We start from the raw sequence: 17260 nt of genomic DNA on the forward strand, positions 1-17260 counted from the left end.
TCGTTCACCCGCCTCCGCGGTCGGCTCCCCCGTCAGCGAGCACGCCGACGAACGGCACCGCGAACCCGACGACGTAGCCCGCGAGATGCGCGAACACGTTGCTGCCGAACGGGACGAGCACCAGCGATCCGATCACGCCCGCGATCGCGACGCTCGCGCCGGTGACGTACAGCAGTTCGCGTTCGGGAGTCAGATCGAGTCCGGCCACCCGCGGGCGTCCGACCGCGGCGTACAGCCCGGTCGCGGCGAGGGCGGCCCCGACCGCGAACAGCGACCCGACGGCCGGTAGCGGCGGGAAGTAGCCGGCGCCGCTCGGCACGAGGTACACCACGGCGAGCGACGCGAAGACGGCGACGACCGACCAGCGCGGGTCGACGCCCAGAGGGGTCTCGCTTCGAGCTCGGGCGCTCTCCGTCGCCAGCGCGGCGAACCAGACGGCCACGAGGTAGCCGAGGAGCGCGCTGTTCACGTCCGAGAAGCCGGCGGTCGGGGCGTCGGTCAGGCCGCCGAGCGCGACGATGGTCGCCCACGCCGAGACGAGCGGGACGACCGCGAGGTAGGTCGCGACCGACTCGAGGAGCCGCCGTCGCCAGCCGGCGACGACCGAGAGAGGGTACGCGACCGCGACGAGCAGCCAGTAGTTAACGACGTTGTCGAGGAGGTGAGCCGGGTCCGTGTGGACGAAACTCGACGCGAACGCGGTCCACAGCGCCCACCGGCTCTCGAACACGCCCTCCGTCGCCAGCGAGAGCCGCCACGCCTCGACGCCGGGGAGCAGGCTCACGCCGACGAGCAGGGACGGCAGGGGGAGAGCGACGAGCGCCAGCTCCGCCGGCGGCCGCGACCGGACGGCGCCGACGAGCGACGCGAGCAGCCCGCGAAGGGTGGGCGGGCCAGCGGTGTCGCCGACGTCTCCCGGCATCCGACCCCCTACGGCGTCGCCGGGCGGACGCTCTCCAGCGCCGCCGCGAAGTCGTCGGCGGTGATCCCGATCTCGTCGGCGTGGTCGTTGGCGGCCTCGCCGTGCTCGTCGGCGACGCGCTCGATGGCGATCAGGGCGGCCTCCCGACACAGCGACGCGATCTCAGCGCCAGAGTACCCCTCGGTCTCGTCGGCGAGGTGCTCCAGGTCGACCCCGTCGACGAGCGGCTTCGAGCGGGTGTGCACGTCGAGGATCTTCCGGCGCGCGTCGCGGTCCGGCTCGGGGACCTCGATGTGGGTCTCCAGCCGTCCGGGCCGGAGCAGCGCGGGGTCGAGCGCGTTCCGCCGGTTCGTCGCCGCGAGCACGACGAGGTTCGGGTTGTCGCTGGCGCGGTCAAGCTCCGTGAGCAGCTGGGAGACGACGCGCTCGCCGACCCCGGAGCCGTCGCCGCCGGCGCCGTCGCGGTCGGCCGCGATCGCGTCGATCTCGTCGAAGAAGACGATCACGGGCGCCGCCTGCCGGGCGCGGTCGAAGAGGTCCCGGACCGCCTTCTCGGACTCGCCGACGTACCGGTCGAGCAGCTCGGGGCCGGCCACCTGGATGAAGTTCACGCCGCTCTCGCCCGCTATCGCCCGGGCGAGGAGGGTCTTCCCGGTTCCGGGCGGCCCGTGGAGCAGGACCCCCGTCGGCGGGTCGGCGTCGGCGGCGTCGAAGAGGGGACCGTACGTCAGCGGCCACGTCACCGCCCGCTCCAGCTTCGCTTTGGCCTCCGGGAGCCCGCCCACGTCCGCGAAGTCGGTGGCGGGCTGCTCGGCGACGTACTCGCGCATCGCGCTCGGCTCGACGTTGGCGTGAGCCGCCTCGAAGTCGGCCTTCGCGACGGTCACGTCGTCGAGGGCCGCGGCGTCCGACTCGCGGGCGCGCCGCAGCGCGGTCATCGCCGCCTCCTGCGTGAGCCCCTCGATATCGGCGCCGACGAACCCGTGGGTCCGGGCCGCGATGCGGTCCAAGTCCACGTCGTCCGCGAGGGGCATCCGACGGGTGTGAACGTCGAGGATCTGGCGGCGACCGGCCTCACCGGGGACGCCGATCTCGATCTCGCGATCGAACCGACCGCCCCGCCTGAGCGCGGGGTCGAGGGTGTCGACGCGGTTGGTCGCGCCGATGACGATCACGTCGCCGCGGGCGTCGAGCCCGTCCATCAGCGAGAGCAGCTGGCCGACGACGCGGTTCTCCACGTCGCCGCCGTCGTCGCGCTTGCCCGCGATCGAGTCGATCTCGTCGAAGAAGATGATGGCGGGGGCGGCCTCCCGAGCTTCTTTGAATTTCTCGCGGAGCTTCTCCTCGCTTTCGCCCTTGTACTTCGACATGATCTCCGGGCCGTCGACCGTGATGAACGTCGCGTCGACCTCGTTGGCGACGGCGCGGGCGATCAGCGTCTTTCCGGTCCCCGGCGGCCCGTGGAGCAGGACGCCCTTCGGCGGGTCGATCCCGAGCCGGGTGAACACGCCGGGCTCCGAGAGGGGGAGCTCGATGGTCTCGCGGACGAGCTCCAGCTCCTCGTCGAGCCCGCCGATGTCCTCGTAGGTCGCGCCCGCGGTGTGTTCCGCCGGGGGTTCGGTGCCGCCGCCGGGCGGGCGGGCGTCGGTTCCGGAGGTGTCGGTGCCGATGGATCTGTCGGACGAGGGGTCGCTCCCCGTCGAAGATCCGGAGGCAGTCCGGCGATCTCGTCCGTCGCCCCCGTCGGACCCCGACGGGTCCTCGTCCCCGTAGGTCACCGACACGTCGGTCCGGCTCGTGACGCGGACCGTGCCCGCCGGGTCCGTCTCGGCGACGACGAACCGGATCCCGCCGAGCCGCTCGACGTGGACGGCCTCGCCCCGGGTGACGGGTCGATCGCGGAGGTCGCGGGCGAGCGCGCGCTCGACCACCTCGCGGCTCACGTCAACGTCGGCGAGCTCCGCGGGCGCGGCGAGCGCGACGCGGTCGGCGTCCTCGACGTCGACGGGCCCGACCGTGACGGTGTCGCCGACCTTTACGCCGGCGTTCGCTCGGGTGTCGGCGTCGATGAGGACGGAGTCTTCTCGGGCGCCCGCGCCGCCGGGCCACACCTTCGCGACCGCGGTGCGCTCGCCGCGGATCTCGACGGTGTCGCCGCTGAGGAGGCCGAGTCGCTTCCGGGAGGGTTCGGGGAGTCGGGCGATGCCCCGGCCCGCGTCCCGCTTCTCGGCGGCGCGCACCGTGAGCCGGAGGCGGGTGGTGTCGTTCATACGTCTCGTACTCGCCGATGACCCTTTATCCTTGTCCGGTCGCTCCCGCCGCCGACCGCAACCCCCTTACCCCGGCCGGACCCGTCGTTCGGTATGCAACCGACAGGGCACCTGCGCGGCGACGCGGTCCGCGTCGCCGGCGACGCCCGCCAGCGGTTCCACGACTCCGGCGGCTACGGCCGCCCGCTCGGCGGCGACGAGATCGCGCTCTCGCGGGTCGAGGCCGCCCACCTGCTGTTCCGCGGCGACCTCTCGGGAGTCTCTCTCGCCGACGACGCCGACCCCGTGGGCTTCGAGCGCTTCTTCGTCGAGTGCGCGGCCGCGGCCGACCGGTTCGCGGTGCGCTACCTCGTCTACGCCGACCTGCGCGACCGGGGCTTCTACCTCTCGCCCGCCCGCGAGCCGTGGCCCGGCGGCGATATCGACGCGCCCGACGCGGTCGACTTCGTCGCCTACGAGCGCGGCTCGACGCCCGACACGGGCAACGTCAAGTACCCCGTGCAGGTCGTCGGCGAGCGCGAGTCGCTGCCGGCCGCCGGGCTCGCTGGACGCACCCTCGCCGTCGTCGACGAGGAGTCGGACATCACGTACTTCGCGGCGACCGAGGGGGAGATATCGGGCGCGACCGAGTACGAGCCGCCGAATCGGCTCGACGGGGTGCTCCTCGCCGACCGCGTCGTCGTCTGGGACGCCCCAGAGGGGCTCTACGAGCGCGGCTTCTACGGCCAGCCGCTCACCGGTCGCGCCGCGGCGGTCGAGGGCGCGGTCCAGCTCTCCTTAGTCGAGGCCGCGTCGCTCGCGGCCGACGGCGTCCTGTCGCTGTCGGCGTCCGTCGGGACGGCGGGCGAGACCCCAGATGAGGGCGCCGCACAGCGAGACGGTCCCGCCGCCGCGGTCGTCGCCCGCGGCCGCGAGGTCGAGGGCGAGCGGTTCGACCGCCGGCTCGCCATTTATAAGCGCCTCCGCGAGGCCGACGCCGTCCCGAAGACCGGCTTCAAGTTCGGCGCCGACTTCCGGACCTACCTCGACGTGGAGACGGTCAAGGACCTGCCGCACTCCGAGCACCTCGTGCGCGTCGTCGAGGGCGACCACCGCTTTTCGCCGCGCGAGCTCTCGCTCGACGTGCGGCTCGCGGGCGGCGTCCGCAAGGAGATGGTGTTCGCGCTGACGGCGGTGGACGATGGCGGGGGCGACGGCGGACGCGACGGGACCGCCGAGGACGACGCGGCCCGCCACGCCGACGTGGAGTGGCTCTCGATCGGGCGGCTGACGCCCTGAAGCCCGGCCAGCCGAAGGGCCGGCACCCCGTCTCGGTTTCGAGACGAACGGGTGGCTTTTTTCTGGAACGAAGCCGTCTCGCCGCCCATGAGCCAGCCCTCCGGGTTCGGATCGGAACCGTCCGCCTACGACATCTCCACCGTCGACCTCGACGGCGACCGCTACGAGGTGAAACAGTCGGCTATCCGAAACAAGTACACCGTCCGCGACGGCGACGGAAACGTCGTCCTCCGCGGGAAACAGAAGATGTTCAAGCTGAAAGAGGAGTTCCCGTTCGTCACCGGCGACGGCGAGGACGCGTTCTCCGTGAAGGCGGGCGGCATCATGGACATCGCGGGCAACTACGCCATCACCGACGCGGGCACCGGCGAGGAGGTCGTCGTCCTCGACGAGGACTACTCGCTGTTCACGGAAAACTGGACGATCCGCGACCCCGACACGGGGGAGGCCCTGGCGACGATTCGGTCGAAGAACAAGCTGCTGTCGGCGCTCCGCCACCTCGTCGGCGCCGCGAACCTCGTCCCGAACAAGTACGAGATCTTCGACGCCGACGGCGACCACGTCGGCGACATCGAGGGGAAGTTCTCGCTGCGCGACGCCTACACGGTCACCATCGACGACGCGAGCGACGTGCCGAAGGAGGCCGTGATCGCCGCCGCGTGCATCCTCGACGCGTTAGAGAATCAGTAGCGACGTGTGCAGCGCTCTAGTGGAACCGGTCACTGTCTCCCCAGGAGACACGCAACTGCGTTTCAGCGATATATAAACGAGATGGAAAAGAGGAACACGCACACGAGATGGCCGTTAGCCTGTACCTCAACGACACTATCGGATTCGTCGCGCTCGTTGGGTCTGTCGGTCGACAGGACGCGGAGGCAGTTCGAACCTCGAAGAAACTGCTCGACGACGGAGAGGCGCTCGCTGACGAGCTTGCAGGTTTATAAGTAACCGATTTCCGACCGAGGGCCGGGTTCCGTCGTGCCGGCCTGTCACAGGCAGGTTCTTGATCTGGTCGATTTCGGAGTTAGGAGCACCTTTCCAATCTGTCCGGAGACGACACCAACGCGTCCTCTCCTACTCCCCGCCGAGCTTCGACTCGCCGACAGCGTCGTGGCCCTCGATGACCTCGGTGCCACCCATGTACGGGCGCAGCGCCTCGGGGACGGTGACGGTGCCGTCGTCGTTCTGGTAGTACTCAAGGACCGCGACGACGATCCGCGGGACCGCGAGCCCGGAGCCGTTCAGGGTGTGGAGGTGCTCGGCCGACTCGTGGTGCTCCTCGCGGTAGCGGATCTGAGCGCGGCGCGCCTGGAAGTCCTCGAAGTTCGAGACGGAGGAGACCTCCAGCCAGCGGCCGCCCTCCTCGGGGCCCTCCTCCATGTCGTCTCCGGGCGCCCACACCTCGATGTCGTACTTCTTCGCCTGCGTGAACCCGAGGTCGCCGGTGCACATCTCGAGGATGCGGTACGGGAGTTCGAGGCGCCGCAGCACCTCCTCGGCCTCGTCGACGAGCCCGTCGAAGCGCTCGTCGCTCTCCTCGGGCCGGACGAAGTTCACCATCTCCACCTTGTTGAACTGGTGGACGCGGACGATCCCGCGCGTCTCGGTGCCGTGCTCGCCCGCCTCCTGCCGGAAGTTCGGCGTGTACGCCTGGTATTTAAGCGGAAGATCCTCGCCGAGCAGGATCTCGTCGCGGTGGAGGTTCGTCACGGGCACCTCCGCGGTCGGGAGCAGCCAGAGGTCGTCGTCGTCGTACTCGTCCTCGTTGGTCCCCTCGACGCGGTAGGCGTCCTCGGTGAATTTCGGAAGCTGCCCGGTGCCCCGCATCGACGCGGAGTTGACCGGGATCGGCGGGAACACGTCCGTGTACCCCTGTTCGCGGTGCACGTCGAGCATGAACTGGATCAGCGCGTGCTCCAGCCGGGCGCCGTCGCCCTTCGCGACGTAGAAGCCGCCGCCGGCGACCTTCGCGCCGCGCTCGAAGTCGAGGATCTCGAGGTCCTCGCCCAGGTCGTAGTGCGGCTCGATCTCGTCCGGGAGGGTCCGAAGGTCGTCGAACCCCTCGCGGCGCCGCTCGACGTTCTCCGACTCGTCGGCGCCGACCGGCACCGACTCCTGCGGGATCTGCGGGAGTTCGAGCAAGGATTCCTCCAGCTCGGCCTCCAGCTCGTCGGCGCGGTCCTCGATATCCTGCAGCTCCGACTTGAGTTCCTGCGAGCGCTCGATCGCCTCCTGGGCCGCCTCCTCCTCGCCGGCCCCCTTCAGCTCGCCGATTTTCGAGGAGACCTCGTTGCGCTCGTGACGCAGGTCGTCGCCACGCTGTTTCAGCTCCCGCCACTCCTCGTCGACGTCGAGTATCCGGTCGAGGTCGACGTCGACGCCCTTGTTGGCGAGCGCCTCGCGGACGACCTCGGGGTTCTCCCGGACGAACTGTCGAGACAGCATTTGTCGGGAGTTCCGCGGGGCGACCCAAAACCGTATCGGAGCGTCGGTCTCGGGTGACACGGGGCGACGCGCCGACCGATTCGCGCGAGCGACCCCGTCAGGGGAACACCGCGAACGCCGTGAACAGCATGAGCAGCGCGAGGCCGGCGACGGCGACTCCCATCACGCGCATCAGCAGGAGCCGCGTCCCGTTCGGCTCGATCCGCTGTGTCGTCCCGTCCGGACCACGCGTCTGCCATCGGGTCATCCGACGCGGGAACGCCGCCATCGCCAGCGCGCCCCCGGCGACGAGGAGGGGCACGGCGACGAAGAACAACCGGAGGGGTGCGGGGAACATACCCGGGCGTACGTCGCGCGGATCAACAAAATCTTCCGGTGTCGAGAGGGCTGACCGAGCCCCGCGGCGGCTCCGACCGAGCGCCGCCGTCAGTACCCGCCCGGCAGTCCGAAGACCACGGCGAGCGCGAACAGCGGCACCGCGGCGACGACCGCGTACCACAGCCCGGCGGCGACGAGGAGGGCCCACGTCGAGGCGCCGTACCCGGTCGGGTCCCAGTCGACGCCGAGCCGGGGGAGCGCGAGCACGGCGACCGCCGGCGCGACGACCGTCGTGAGCGCTCCCCCGACCAGCGCCGTCTCGACGAGCGCGTTACTCCACGCGGCCCCGGCCGAGTCGACGAGCCCGACCGTGAGCAGGACGCCGGCGAGATACGGGACCGAGAGCGCGAGCGCGACGCCGACGTACGAGGTGAGGAGCCGCCCGGCCGGTGGGAGCGCGACGAACAGCGCCCGGAACCGCGCCGCGATCAGGAACGGGGCCCAGAGGGCGGCGGCGACGACTCCGGGGAGGGCGAACAGTGCGACCGTGACGAGCCAGCCGGTCGCCTCGCCGGCCGCGCTTGCGAGACCGAGGACCATACGCCGTCTCTCGCCGGACGTGTCAAACGCTTTGTGGTGGTTCGGGAGCGGTTTGCGGTGGCCCGGATCACCACGGTTTAACCGGCGCGACGCGAGCGCGTACCCATGCTCATCACGGGCGCGGAGCTGGCCGACGGGCGAGTCCGCGACGTTCGGGTCCGGGGAGAGACGATCGACGCGGTCGAACCGACGAACGCGGGGCTCGACGCCGACGCGGGCGAGCGGGTTGTCGACGCCCGGGGGCGTCACCTCCTCCCCGGCGCCGTCGACGTGCACGTCCACTTCCGCGAACCGGGCGCGAGCCACAAGGAGACGTGGACCTCGGGGTCGCGCGGAGCGGCCGCGGGCGGGGTCACGACCGTCGTCGACCAGCCGAACACCTCGCCGCCGACCGTCGACGGCGACGCCTTCGACGAGAAGGCCGGCCTCGCCGCCGACTCGCTCGTCGACTACGGGATCAACGGCGGGGTCACCGGCGACTGGGTCCCCGAGAGCCTCTTCGAGCGCCCGCTGTTCGCGCTCGGCGAGGTGTTCCTCGCGGACTCGACTGGCGACATGGGGATCGCCCTGGACCTGTTCGAGGACGCGCTCGCCGAGGCCGCCGCCCGCGACGCCCCCGTCACCGTCCACGCCGAGGACGAGACCCTGTTCGACGAGGACGCGCTCGAGGGGGACCTCGGGGGCGTCGGTACCGCCGCGAACGCCGACGCGTGGTCGGCCTACCGGACCGCCGAGGCCGAGGCGGCGGCGGTCGAGCGCGCCCTCGACTCCGGCGCCGCGAGCGACGCGCAAGTGCACATCGCGCACACGTCGACGCCGGAGGGGATCGACGCGGTGGTCGAGGCGCGGGAGGACGCGAACGGAGGCGCCCCACCCACCTGCGAGGTGACGCCGCATCACCTCTTCCTGTCGCGCGAGGACGCGCGGCGGCTCGGCACCTTCGGGCGCATGAACCCGCCGCTCCGCTCGGAGGAGCGGCGCGCGGCCGTCTTCGAGCGGCTTCGCGACGGCGACGTCGACGTGGTGGCCACCGACCACGCGCCGCACACGGTCGCGGAGAAGCGGCAAGGGCTCATCGACGCGCCGAGCGGCGTTCCGGGCGTCGAGACCCTCTATCCGCTCCTCTTGGAGTCGGTCCGGAAGGGGAACCTCTCCTTGGAGCGCGTCCGCGACGTGGTCGCCGCCAACCCCGCGTCGATCTTCGGGATCGAGGGGAAGGGTCGCATCGAACCCGGCGCCGACGCCGACCTCGTCCTCGTCGACCTGACGAACCCCCGCGAGATCGAGGCCGGCGCGCTCCACGGCGCGGCCGGCTGGACGCCCTTCGAGGGGTTGCTGGGCGTGTTCCCGGAACTGACGACCGTCCGAGGCGCGGTCGTCTACGAGCGCGACCCGGTCACCGGCGCGGAGTCGTTCGGCGAGTCGGTCGGTCGGAACGTGCGGCAACGGTAGTTCGTGGTCAGGATTTGAGACGTGATTCGCGGTGTGACACTCAGTCGCCGGTCGGACATCCACGAGACACTCGAGACACTCTCGCGGGACCGATCTGCGTTCCGCGAACCGACGTTTATTAGCGTCTGAAAAGGGTCTGTCACACGTGATGTTACACGATCTCGGGATCGTCGGGCAAATATACACCGGCGTCTTCGCGCTCAGCGGGATCGTCTGTTTCGCCGCTATCGGTCGGGCGCGGACGTTTCAGGACCCCGATGTCCGGCGAGGGCTTGTGGGGCTGCTCGCCACGTCCGGCGGGTGGGCGCTCCTCAGAGCCGCCGGCTTCCTGCTCCCCGACCCGTTCCGCGTGCCGGCGTACATCGTCGGGCTCGCCGTCGGGTTCGCTACCGTCTGGGCGTGGCTCTACTTCTGTTCCGCCTATTCCGGACGGACCTACCACCGCAACGCGTCGCTCCGCCGAGCGAGCGCGGCCGTCTTTCTCACCGTGGTCGCGGTCAAAGCCACGAATCCCATCCACGGGGCGTACTTCACCGCGACTGAGGTGTCGACGCCGTTCGTACACCTCGCGGTGGAACACAACGTCCTCCACTGGACCGCGACGGGCCTGTCGTACGTGCTGTCGGCGGTGGGGCTGTTCATGATCTTCCAGCTCTTCTTCGAATCGGGGTACGACCCCCGCCCCCTCAGCGCGCTGTCGGCCCTGATCGGGCTCCCGGTCGTGTTCGACATCGTCGCTCAGTTCACGCCGCTGCTCATCAACATCATCTACGCGCCCGTCGGCGTGGCGGTGTTCGCGGTCGGCGTGCTGTTCGTCTTCGAACGGCGCTTCCTCGCGGTACAGCGGGCGTCGTTCGGTGACGACCTCTCCATCTACCTCGACGAGCGAGGGCGCATCCGCGACTACTCGGCGAGCGTCGCGGAGGTGCTCCCGGAACTCGACGAGTCGACGGGCGACCGCCTCTCCGAGGCCGTTCCGGCGGTCGCCGAAGCGCTCGAGAGCGACGACCAGATACTCGAACGCGAGCGGGACGGCGACCCGCGGTACTACTTCGTTTCGACGAGCACCACCACGCTCGGCGACGCCGGAGCGCAGATCGTGCTGCTGTCGGACGTGACCCAGACGGAGCGCCAGCGTCGCCAACTCGCCGAACGCGAGGCCGAAGTCAACGAGCAGAACGAGCTCTACCGGGGCGTCATCGACGTCAGCTTCGGCTTCGTCTTCCGGATCGACAGGCAGGGTCGGTTCACCTTCGCCTCCCCGTCCGTGGAGGAGTTCCTCGGCTACTCGCCGGCGGAACTCGAGGGCCAACCGGTTTCGGTCACCCTCCCGAACGACGCGACGGTCGAACGGGCGTGGACCGAGATCGAGCCGATATTCGACGGCGAACGCAACACGGTCCGGGACTTCCCGCTGGAGACGAAGGCCGGGACGACCGTGTTCACGGACGTGCGTGGCGTCCCCATTTACGACGGGAACGTGCCCGCCGCCGAGCGAACGACGGACGACATCGTGGGCATCCAGTTCATGGTGCGCGACGCGACGAACCGCCGGGAGCGAGAGGGGCTCATCAGCGTCATCAACCGCGTGCTGCGGCACAATATGCGGAACAAGATGGGCATCATCACCGGGTACGCGGAGATGCTCGAAGGTCGACTCAGCGGCGAGGACGCCGAGAAGGCGACGAAGATAAGGGACACGGCCGACCAGTTGCTCGACCTGACCGAGTCGGCCCAGCGCATCGAGGAGTACCGGGAGCTGTCGCCCGAACTCGAACCGATCGACGTCGTCCCGCTGATCGAGGACACCGTCTCGGAGCTCCGGATGCAGTATCCCGAGGCGTCGGTGACCGTCGACGCCCCCGACGCCGTCGTCGCGGAGACCCACGAGCGCCTCCAGACCGCGCTGTGGGAGGTCGTCGAGAACGCCGCGAAACACGGCGGCGACCCGCCCGTCGTCGAGATCGACGTGACGGTCACCGAGGCGGGAGTGACGATCGCCGTCAGGGACAACGGACCCGGGCTCCCGGAAGCGGAACGGGACGTCCTGCAGTCGAGCGTGGAGACGCCGCTGGTTCACGGCGAGGGCCTCGGTCTGTGGCTGATCCACTGGATCGTCACCAGCCTCGACGGCGAGCTCGAAACGACGGCCGGAGACGAGGGGACGACGGTCGCGATCCGCCTCCCGAAGGCGTCGTGAGACGCGACCCGTCGACCGTTCCGGGCGGACGCGTCCGGGAACGGAACGGGCGATCGTTCCGTCGGTTCGAGAAATCCCGTTGCGCTCCGCTTTCTCGGACGTTTCTCGCCCGAAACGCCTGATCGCCGAGGGGTGCTCGCTGATCGATAGCGGGAGTATGTGTGTCAATTCGGTTGATCGGCTGTTTATACGTGATCGAGTCGTGTTGTTGTCGGCTATTTATAAGCGATCGACGGCTCTGCCGACTTTGCGGTGAAGGCCTCTAAAGCCCCAGCCGCGACGACTCGCGGCAGCGAGGCCCTTCGCGCCTCTGGAAGCCGGCGGCTGCGCCGCCGGCGACTGCCCCTTTAAGTCCCACCCAGCCGCACCGCACAGCCTCACGCCTCCCCAGCCTCGTCGGTCACCCTCCGCGTTGCTCCGGGTGACCGACTCCCTCGCACCGTCGGCTCCCGGCCCTGTGGGCCGCTCACCGGGGCGCGCCACCGCACCGCCGCGTTCATTTATAAGCGATCGTCGCTATCGCTCGTATTCTTTTAAATACGCTCTTGTCACCGACAATCTGCAACACCCACTCCGGCTATCGCTCACCGCTGTGTCCGTACGGACCACATCGGGCCAAAGCGCGTCACTCGACGACGAGTTCCACGGGAGCCGTTTCCGAACCCGTCGGGACTCGTTCGGAACTGCGCATCGCAGCCGCCTCGGCGGAACGCATATGCCGCTTCCACCCTAACTCGATCAATATCAATGACAGTGGGTACCACACGCACGGTCGCCCGCCAGCGGGTCGGCGCCTGTCCGGACCGGCGCGCGCCCGGGTCGGGTCGTCACGCGTGGACCGCGCTCCGCGGTTCACGACGACGAACGACAGCATGACTGATCCGGGAGAGTCGGGGCCGCTGGGGGCGGGTGTCGGCGAGAGAGACGACGCCACCCGCGACGCCACCGCCGAGGACGCCGCGATGGAGCCCGCGGCGGTGGCCGAGCTCGCCGACCGCGTCGCCGACAACGTCGAGGAGGTGATCGTCGGGAAGCGGGAGGCGGTCGAGCACGTCGTCGTCACCCTGCTCGCCCGGGGCCACCTCCTCGTCGAGGACGTGCCCGGCGTCGGGAAGACGACCCTCGCGAAGGCGGTCGCGCGCTCGATCGACGGCTCGTTCAAGCGCGTCCAGTTCACCCCGGATCTCCTCCCCTCCGACGTGACGGGCGTCAACGTGTTCGACCAGCGCACCGACGAGTTCGAGTTCCAGCCGGGCCCGGTGTTCGCGAACGTCGTGCTCGGCGACGAGATCAACCGCGCGCCCCCGAAGACGCAGTCCGCCCTCCTCGAAGCGATGGAGGAGCGCCAGGTGACGACCGACGGGGAGACCCGGCGGCTCCCGGACCCGTTCTGCGTGATCGCGACCCAGAACGACGTGGAGCCCGGCCAGACGTACGACCTGCCGGTCGCCGAGATCGACCGGTTCACCAAGAAGATCCGGCTCGGCTACCCCGACACGGACGAGGAGGCCGAGATCATCGGGCGGATGGCCGGCGACCACCCCGTCGAGGCGGTCGAGCCGGTGGCGACGATCGAGGACGTTCGGCGCGCCCGGACCGCGGTGGGCGGTATCGAGGCGACCGAGGAGCTGCGCCGGTACGTGGCCCGACTGGCGGTCCACACCCGGCGGAACGCCCGCCTCGGCGTCAGCCCCCGCGGGAGCCTCGCGCTGTTGCGAGCGTCGCAGGCGCGGGCCGCGCTCGACGGGCGGGGCTACGTGATCCCGGACGACGTACAGGCCGAGGCGCCGACCGTGTTCGCTCACCGGATCCGGTCCGACTCCGGCGGCGCCGACGGCGCCGAGATCGTCGCCGACGCCCTCGACCGGGTGCCCGTGGAGTGAGCCGATGCCGAAGGCGACCCTCACCCGGCGCGGCCGCGTCGTCGGCGCGGCCTGCGTGATCGGCGGTCTGCTGTCGCTGGCGGCCGGCGGGCGCGCGCTCGACGCGGTGGTGCTCCCGGGAGTCGTCGCGCTCGTCGCCGGCTACGTCCAGCTGGCGCGGGTCGCGGACCCCGAGGTGCGGCGGGTCCCGCCCCCGGACGGGTTCGTCGGCGAGCGTCACGAGGTCCGGATCGAGCTCCGGCCGGCGACCGCGGGGGCGGCCGGGACCTATCTGGGGGCGATCGTCGACGAGGTCGACGACGGGCTGGAGGGGCCGGAGGCGCCGATCCGCGCCTCGGTCGGCGAGGGGCCGGTGACGTACCGCGTCCGGTACCTGCGGCGGGGGAGGCGCCGGTTGGGTCCGGCTCGGGTGACCGCGACGGACGTGTTCGGGCTCTTCGACCGGGAGGTCGTCGTCGACGACACGGACGCGGTGACCGCGTATCCGGTCTGTCACCCGATCCCGGGCCGGTTCCGGCGCGAGCTGTACGCCGCCGACGCGGTCGGCGTGAGCCGGCGGCGCGAGGAGTTCGACCGGCTGCGGGAGTACGCTCGCGGCGACGCCCTCCGGGACGTACACTGGCCGACGACCGCGAAGCGCGACGAGATCGTGGTCAAGGAGTTCGCCGCGGAGACGCGGCGCGGACGGGTGTCGATCGCCGGCGAGACCGCCCGCGAGCGCGAGGGGGCCGACGCCCTCGCGAGCGCGGCCGCCAGCCTCGCGCTCGCCCTGCTCGACGACGGCGTCCCGGTCGACCTGACGCTGCCGGCGGGGAGCGTGTCGGTCCGCCCGGGGCCGCAGGGGCGACGCGCCGTGCTCGAACTGGCCGCGGTGACCGGTCCCGGCGCGGTCGCCGTCGACGACGCCGACGTGGAGGTGATCGCCGACGGCGACGGCGCGCGGTACCGGACCGGGGGCCGAACCGTCGCCGTCGACGACCTCCGCGCGTCGGCGGGCGACGGCGGGTCGGGAGCGGAGCGGTCGCCTGAGACGCCATCGCCGCCTCCCTCCGAACCGGAGGTGAACGGGAGATGAGCGGTCGAACGGGCGGCGACCGGCGGCGGGCCGCCGCCGTGACGCGGCGCGCGTCGGGAGCGCTGCCGGACCTCGGCCGCGAGGAGGCCGACGAGCCCGCGGAGGACTGGAGCGGCTTCGCGGACCCCGCGGTCCTCGGGGTCGCGCTCGTGACCGCGGCGTACCTCGGGGTGTTCCTCGAGGCGACCGACGTGGTCGGCGGGACGGCGCGGACCGCCGCGGCCGTCTCCGTCGCGGGCGTCGCCGGCGCGGTCCTCGCGCGCGTCGTCACCGAGCGGACCGCGGTGCGGCTGACGGCGGTCCTCCTCGCCGCGGCGCTCGCCGGCTACTACTTCGCGGTCCCCGCGAGCCGGCGCGCGCTCTTCTCGGTCGAGGCCGTCGCGATCGACGTGGTCTCGCTTCTGACCGGGCTCTCGGTCCTCCGGCTCGCGCTCGCGGACGTGTGGATTCTCGCCGTGGCGCCGGCGCCGACGTTCCTCGTCGCGTACCTGGCCGGCCGCGGGCGGCACGTCGGGGCGACCGCGGTCGCCGGCGGGACGCTCGGGTTCCTCGTATGCACCGGCGACGCGGGCGGGCTGGCCGCGCTCGTCGGCGTCGTCGGCGCCGCGCTCGCGGCCGGCTTCGCCACGCTGTCGACGCCCGACGCGCTCCGCGCCCACGGCGACCGGCTCACCGCGGTGCTGGCGGCGATGATCCTCGTGAGCGCGACGGTCACCGTGTTACCGGCGGGCGCGGCGCAGCCGTGGGGGGCCGACCGCGGTCCGACCCTGGAATCGTCGCTCGGGGGCGGCGACGAGGTGGAGGTGATCGGGGCGACGCGGCTCTCTCCCCAGGTGCGGTACGAGATCGAGAGCCCGGTCGCGTCGAACTGGCACGTCGCGGCCTACGACACCTACACCGGCGACGGCTGGGTGCGGTCGGGCGGTGGGTCGACGCTCGACGGGTCCCTCGACGGCCCGCCGGGCGAGGCGACGACGGTGAACGCCACGCTCACCGCGCGGACGGAGTCGACCGCGCTGCCCGCCCCGTGGCAGGCCGTGGACGTGCGCGGCGCGGGCGCCTCGACCGCGCAGGTCGACGAGCGCGGGACGCTCCGGCTCGGCGCCGCGCTGCGTCCGGGCGAGGCGACGACCGTCGAGAGCCGGGTGCTCGACGCGGAGCCGGCGGAGCTCCGGAACGCCAGCACGGAGTACGACCCCGCGATCGAGGACCGCTACACCCAGCTCCCGGAGAGCACGCCCGACCGCGTCGGCGAGCGCACCGAGGCGATCGTCGAGGCGGCGGGCGCCGAGAACCCCTACGATCGGGCGGCCGCGATCGAGCGGTACCTGATCGAGGAGTACGACTACTCGCTCGGCGTCGAGAAGCCGGAGGGGGACGTGGCCGACGCGTTCCTCTTCGAGATGGACGCGGGCTACTGCACGTACTTCGCGACGACGATGGTCGCGATGCTGCGCTCGCAGGGGATACCGGCGCAGTTCGCGACCGGCTACGCCGAGGGCGAGCGGGTCGGCGAGGACCGGTACGTCGTCCGGGGGCAGGACGCCCACGCGTGGGTGAAGGTGTACTTCCCGGAGCACGGCTGGGTCGAGTTCGACCCGACCCCGGCGAGCGAGCGCGACGAGGCCCGGAGCGAGCGCCTCGCCGAGGCCCGCGAGACCGGCGAGGCGGACGTCGACACCGAGGAGACGGAGCCGGCGGCCGAGCCCGGCGAGCCGACGCCGACCCCGGAACCCGAGGCGGACTCCGAAACGGACGCGGAAGCGGACGCCCCCGAGGCGAACGGGAGCAACGGGACCGACGGCGACGGGACGGGCGACGCCACCGGAATCGACGCCTCGATCACGGAGGAGGGGTTCTCACAGGAGCGGCTCGTCCAGAACGGAACGCCCGCCCGCGGTGACGGCCCGGGCGCCGACGAGGGCGGGGACGGCGGGCTCCCGCTCCCGTCGCGAGAGGCGGTCGCGTACTGGCTGTTCGTCGTGACCGTCGCCGTCGTCGGCGCCCGGCGGCTCGGCCTCACCGAGCGCGCGCGCCGCGCCGTCCGGGTCCGTGCGCCCTGGGGGCGCGGCGAGCCGGTCGCGGACGCGAAGCGGGCGTTCGACGACTTGGAAGGCCTGCTGGCGCGGCGCTATCGTGAGCGGCGGCCCGGAGAGACGCCGCGGGCGTACCTCGACGCCCTCCCGCTCCGCGACGGCGACGAGCGGGCGCGGGCGGTCGGCGAGACCTACGAGCGGGCGGCGTACGCCGGCTCGGTGACGCGCGAGGAGGCCGACGAGGCGCGGCGGACGGTCCGCCGCCTCGCGCTGGAGCGGACGCCCCTCATCGGCCGGCTGTTCGACCGGGGCTGAACGAGAGGCGAGAAGGGAACGCAGACGGCGGCCAGAGCGTGTGCGGAGGCGAGTCGGAGAGGGAGAGAGCGACCGGCGATGCGGCCGCGCTCGGGGCGGACGACGGCCCCACTCCCGACACTATTTAATACGGGCATCTTGTAGTTTCGGTCGTAATGTCGGAAGTCTGCTCGACGTGCGGACTGCCCCAGGAACTCTGCGTCTGCGAGGACGTCGCGAAAGAGTCCCAGCAGATCAGCATCCGCATCGACGAGCGCAGGTACGGTAAGGAGGTAACGGTCATCGAAGGATTCGACCCGAAAGACGTCGATCTGAGCTCCCTCTCGTCGGATCTCAAGTCGAAGTTCGCCTGCGGTGGCACCGTCGAGGACGGCGCCATCGAACTGCAGGGGAACCACTCGGGTCGCGTGGAGGACTTCCTCCGCGACAAGGGCTTCAACGTCGCGTGACCGTCACCTGACCGTCC

At 71.4% G+C, this 17260-nt stretch carries 14 protein-coding genes; 9 read left to right on the forward strand and 5 right to left on the reverse strand.

The window, feature by feature from the left end; all coding sequences use genetic code 11:
• Nucleotides 1-4: 4 nt before the first annotated feature.
• Both C469_RS11230 and C469_RS11235 read right to left on the reverse strand, forming a co-directional pair.
• Nucleotides 5-922 (reverse strand): rhomboid family intramembrane serine protease, encoded by a 918-nt coding sequence (locus tag C469_RS11230; RefSeq protein ID WP_008006686.1) that lies wholly within the window; start codon nucleotides 920-922, stop codon nucleotides 5-7.
• Nucleotides 923-930: 8 nt separating this feature from the next.
• Entirely contained in the window at nucleotides 931-3192 is a 2262-nt protein-coding gene (locus C469_RS11235) for an AAA family ATPase (protein WP_008006687.1), read from the reverse strand.
• A 93-nt stretch (nucleotides 3193-3285) separates the two neighbouring features.
• On the opposite strand from C469_RS11235, the gene endA reads away from it, so the two are divergent.
• From endA to C469_RS17235, 3 genes are all read left to right on the forward strand, one after another.
• Entirely contained in the window at nucleotides 3286-4470 is a 1185-nt protein-coding gene (endA, locus tag C469_RS11240) for a tRNA-intron lyase (protein ID WP_008006688.1), read from the forward strand.
• A gap of 87 nt (nucleotides 4471-4557) precedes the next feature.
• The gene (locus C469_RS11245) at nucleotides 4558-5160 is read left to right on the forward strand and encodes an LURP-one-related/scramblase family protein (protein ID WP_008006689.1); all 603 of its coding nucleotides are present in this window, start codon (nucleotides 4558-4560) and stop codon (nucleotides 5158-5160) included.
• Nucleotides 5161-5267: 107 nt separating this feature from the next.
• Nucleotides 5268-5414 carry a hypothetical protein gene (locus C469_RS17235; RefSeq protein ID WP_008006690.1) on the forward strand — a complete coding sequence of 49 codons (147 nt, stop codon included), beginning with the start codon at nucleotides 5268-5270 and terminating at the stop codon, nucleotides 5412-5414.
• Nucleotides 5415-5544: 130 nt separating this feature from the next.
• Here C469_RS17235 and serS read toward each other — a convergent pair whose 3' ends face one another.
• From serS to C469_RS11260, 3 genes are all read right to left on the reverse strand, one after another.
• Nucleotides 5545-6915: a serine--tRNA ligase gene (serS, locus tag C469_RS11250; protein ID WP_008006691.1), complete on the reverse strand. Its 1371-nt coding sequence runs from the start codon at nucleotides 6913-6915 to the stop codon at nucleotides 5545-5547.
• A gap of 97 nt (nucleotides 6916-7012) precedes the next feature.
• On the reverse strand, nucleotides 7013-7252 hold the full coding sequence (locus C469_RS11255) for a hypothetical protein (RefSeq protein ID WP_008006692.1): 240 nt from the start codon (nucleotides 7250-7252) through the stop codon (nucleotides 7013-7015).
• 89 nt (nucleotides 7253-7341) lie between these two features.
• Nucleotides 7342-7833: a hypothetical protein gene (locus C469_RS11260; RefSeq protein WP_008006694.1), complete on the reverse strand. Its 492-nt coding sequence runs from the start codon at nucleotides 7831-7833 to the stop codon at nucleotides 7342-7344.
• A 105-nt stretch (nucleotides 7834-7938) separates the two neighbouring features.
• On the opposite strand from C469_RS11260, the gene C469_RS11265 reads away from it, so the two are divergent.
• From C469_RS11265 to yciH, 6 genes are all read left to right on the forward strand, one after another.
• Nucleotides 7939-9285, forward strand: a complete 1347-nt coding sequence (locus C469_RS11265; RefSeq protein ID WP_008006695.1) for a dihydroorotase — start codon at nucleotides 7939-7941, stop codon at nucleotides 9283-9285.
• A 148-nt stretch (nucleotides 9286-9433) separates the two neighbouring features.
• Nucleotides 9434-11485, forward strand: a complete 2052-nt coding sequence (locus C469_RS11270; protein ID WP_008006697.1) for an ATP-binding protein — start codon at nucleotides 9434-9436, stop codon at nucleotides 11483-11485.
• 872 nt (nucleotides 11486-12357) lie between these two features.
• The gene (locus C469_RS11275) at nucleotides 12358-13368 is read left to right on the forward strand and encodes an AAA family ATPase (protein WP_049911356.1); all 1011 of its coding nucleotides are present in this window, start codon (nucleotides 12358-12360) and stop codon (nucleotides 13366-13368) included.
• Between the two features lie 4 nt (nucleotides 13369-13372).
• A complete protein-coding gene (locus tag C469_RS11280) occupies nucleotides 13373-14443 on the forward strand; it encodes a DUF58 domain-containing protein (protein WP_008006702.1) in 1071 nt (356 codons plus the stop codon).
• Nucleotides 14440-16794: a transglutaminase domain-containing protein gene (locus tag C469_RS11285; protein WP_008006704.1), complete on the forward strand. Its 2355-nt coding sequence runs from the start codon at nucleotides 14440-14442 to the stop codon at nucleotides 16792-16794. The genes C469_RS11280 and C469_RS11285 overlap by 4 nt, the downstream gene beginning before the upstream one ends.
• Before the next feature lie 155 nt (nucleotides 16795-16949).
• Nucleotides 16950-17243, forward strand: coding sequence for a stress response translation initiation inhibitor YciH (gene yciH / locus C469_RS11290; protein WP_004596695.1), 294 nt, complete (start codon nucleotides 16950-16952; stop codon nucleotides 17241-17243).
• Nucleotides 17244-17260: the final 17 nt, after the last annotated feature.

The organism is Halorubrum lipolyticum DSM 21995 (genome assembly GCF_000337375.1).
In the GTDB taxonomy this organism is placed as follows: domain Archaea; phylum Halobacteriota; class Halobacteria; order Halobacteriales; family Haloferacaceae; genus Halorubrum; species Halorubrum lipolyticum.

Bases quoted from the DNA above. Each gene is read 5' to 3' on its own strand.
- C469_RS11230 (WP_008006686.1), bottom strand. From the start codon at position 922: ATGCCGGGAGACGTCGGCGACACCGCTGGCCCGCCCACCCTTCGCGGG.
- C469_RS11245 (WP_008006689.1), top strand. From the start codon at position 4,558: ATGAGCCAGCCCTCCGGGTTCGGATCGGAACCGTCCGCCTACGACATC.
- C469_RS11260 (WP_008006694.1), bottom strand. From the start codon at position 7,833: ATGGTCCTCGGTCTCGCAAGCGCGGCCGGCGAGGCGACCGGCTGGCTC.
- serS (WP_008006691.1), bottom strand. From the start codon at position 6,915: ATGCTGTCTCGACAGTTCGTCCGGGAGAACCCCGAGGTCGTCCGCGAG.
- C469_RS11285 (WP_008006704.1), top strand. From the start codon at position 14,440: ATGAGCGGTCGAACGGGCGGCGACCGGCGGCGGGCCGCCGCCGTGACG.
- endA (WP_008006688.1), top strand. From the start codon at position 3,286: ATGCAACCGACAGGGCACCTGCGCGGCGACGCGGTCCGCGTCGCCGGC.
- C469_RS11275 (WP_049911356.1), top strand. From the start codon at position 12,358: ATGACTGATCCGGGAGAGTCGGGGCCGCTGGGGGCGGGTGTCGGCGAG.
- C469_RS11270 (WP_008006697.1), top strand. From the start codon at position 9,434: ATGTTACACGATCTCGGGATCGTCGGGCAAATATACACCGGCGTCTTC.
- C469_RS11280 (WP_008006702.1), top strand. From the start codon at position 13,373: ATGCCGAAGGCGACCCTCACCCGGCGCGGCCGCGTCGTCGGCGCGGCC.
- C469_RS11235 (WP_008006687.1), bottom strand. From the start codon at position 3,192: ATGAACGACACCACCCGCCTCCGGCTCACGGTGCGCGCCGCCGAGAAG.
- yciH (WP_004596695.1), top strand. From the start codon at position 16,950: ATGTCGGAAGTCTGCTCGACGTGCGGACTGCCCCAGGAACTCTGCGTC.
- C469_RS11265 (WP_008006695.1), top strand. From the start codon at position 7,939: ATGCTCATCACGGGCGCGGAGCTGGCCGACGGGCGAGTCCGCGACGTT.
- C469_RS17235 (WP_008006690.1), top strand. From the start codon at position 5,268: ATGGCCGTTAGCCTGTACCTCAACGACACTATCGGATTCGTCGCGCTC.
- C469_RS11255 (WP_008006692.1), bottom strand. From the start codon at position 7,252: ATGTTCCCCGCACCCCTCCGGTTGTTCTTCGTCGCCGTGCCCCTCCTC.